General features: G+C 59.9%; 1 protein-coding gene and 1 tRNA gene. One reads left to right on the top strand and one right to left on the bottom strand.

The annotated features are described in order from the left end of the window. Positions 1 to 49 precede the first annotated feature (49 nt). Positions 50 to 126, top strand: a tRNA-Met gene (locus tag BV911_RS18605). Here the strand turns inward: BV911_RS18605 and BV911_RS18610 are convergent. Next, the gene (locus BV911_RS18610) at positions 83 to 1,774 is read right to left on the bottom strand and encodes a recombinase family protein (protein ID WP_086055029.1); all 1,692 of its coding nucleotides are present in this window, start codon (positions 1,772 to 1,774) and stop codon (positions 83 to 85) included. The genes BV911_RS18605 and BV911_RS18610 overlap by 44 nt on opposite strands. Between the last annotated feature and the right edge of the window lie 419 nt (positions 1,775 to 2,193).

Genomic DNA, 2,193 nt, shown 5'->3' on the forward strand with positions numbered 1-2,193 from the left:
TAAGCCGTTCCATAACAAACGTATCTCTCAAACGATCCAATCACCCTGTCGCGGGGTGGAGCAGCCCGGTAGCTCGTCAGGCTCATAACCTGAAGGTCACAGGTTCAAATCCTGTCCCCGCAACCAATACTAACTCACCAACAATATCAGACACTTGATCCGCAAGATCAGGTGGCGTTTTGCGTTTGGGGCCGGATATATCCGCGCCCTGCAGCGACAGCGACAGAAGACCTGCAAGCGCGCCCTCCAGATGAATCGAAAGACCGTGGCTCTCGCCGTCGGGATGCAGCACGATCCGCTCGATCAACCCGCGCAAGGCGTCCTTCGCCGCAAACGATCCGTCGCTGCCGCCAAGCCTGGCAATCAACTCCGCCACTTTGGTCCGATAGCTCTGCGCCATCTTCGGATGGATGCGGATCGGATCGGGCGAGGGGGCGTTCTCGAGCTGCCGCTCCAGCCTGATGCGTTCCGCATCCAGCGTGAGCATGCGGTCTTTGACCTGGTCGGCCGGGACGCCTGCGACGATCGCATCAACCAGCTTTGCGTGATCGCGTTTTGCTGTCGCGAGCTGCTTCTCGAGCGTCGTCCGGCCCGCCGTCGCCTTCGCCTGCAAACGGTTGCGCTCCTTGGCGTATTCCGCGCAGAACACTTCGAGGGCATCCGGATCCATCAGATTATGTTGCAGCGCATCAAGCACCGCAGCCTCGATGTCTTTCTGGGCGATGGTCCGCATGTTGCTGCAAACGGATTTACCTTTGTTGCGCGCGGTGGAACAGCCGAAGCGATCCTTGGTCATCTTGGAAAACCCGCCGCCGCAACAGCCGCAGCGCATCAGCCCGGAGAGAAGGGTCTTCGGGCGGCGCCGATCCCAGATCGGCACGCTGGTATTCTTGACCTTCATTATGCCTTGCCGCGCTCGCGCCGCATCCCAAAGGTCCTGGTCGATGATCCGAAGCTCGGGAATGTCGGTGATCACCCAAGACTCAGACGGGTTCAGCCGCGAAATGCGTTTGCCGGTGTCCGGGTCCTTGACGTAGGTCAGGCGGTTCCAAATCTGGCGGCCGATATAGAGTTCGTTGTTGAGGATTCCGGTGCCGCGCTCGCGGTTGCCATGCAGGGTGGAGGCTCCCCATCCGCGCCCCGTGGGGCCGGAGATCTGTTCGCCGTTTAAAGCTTCGGCGATCTTTTTGGGGGACATGCCGCCCGCATAGTCGCAGAAAATTCGCTGTACGATGGCCGCCTCGGTAACGTCGATTATGCGGTCCCCTTTGATCGGCTCTCCCTGGTCGTCGCGTTTGACGACATTCCGATATCCATAGGCTTTGCCTCCGGCGGATTTGCCTGCGAGGGCACGCCCCCTTAGGCCTCGATGGGTTTTGGCCGCGAGGTCTTTGAGGAACAATGCGTTCATCGTTCCCTTGAGACCGATATGCATCTCGGAAATGCTGCCTTCCGACACCGTCTCGATCATTCGGTCTTGGAACTGCAGCCGTTGATAAAGCCCAGCGATATCGGCCTGATTGCGCGACAGGCGGTCGATCGCTTCCGCGATGATGACGTCATAGGTATTTGTGCCTGCGTCGCGCAACAGGTTCTGGATCCCGCTGCGCATCAGGCTCGCGCCCGAGATGCCGCGGTCGGAATAGGTCGCGACAACCTCGAAGCCCTGACGCGCGGCATATTCGGTGCAGAGGCGGATCTGATCGTCGATGGAGGCGTCGCTCTGCAGGTCACTGGAAAAGCGGGCATAGATCGCAGCGCGCAATTGGGGCATGACGAAATCCTTTCATTGAATATGGGCAGCTATTCTCGGGAGCGCTCGTGGTCCTGCCGGGCAAGCTCGCGGGCGAGCGCGCGCATCAGGAGGTGAAGCTGATCGCGAGACTGCTGGGCGGATGGGCCGTTGGCAAGTGAGACATCATTAACGTGGGTGGCAGACGTATCGCGGGAAGGGGGCTTTTGCCCCGCCGCCTGACGTCCGGCATGTCTTTCCTGATCCCGTGCCATAGGCCGAGGTCTCCCATTCGCCCGCGGCGCGCTGACCGGGACGTTCTTTAATGATGCTGAGAGGTGGTCGCAAGAATTCGGACCAGTTGCTAAGCTTTAGCGACTGACGAAGGACCGACCTGAGATGACAAAACGAAAGCGCTATTCTGCGGAGTTCAAGGCAAAGGTGGCACTGGAAGCCATCCG

The organism is Pseudoruegeria sp. SK021 (assembly GCF_002119405.1).
GTDB lineage: Bacteria > Pseudomonadota > Alphaproteobacteria > Rhodobacterales > Rhodobacteraceae > Meridianimarinicoccus.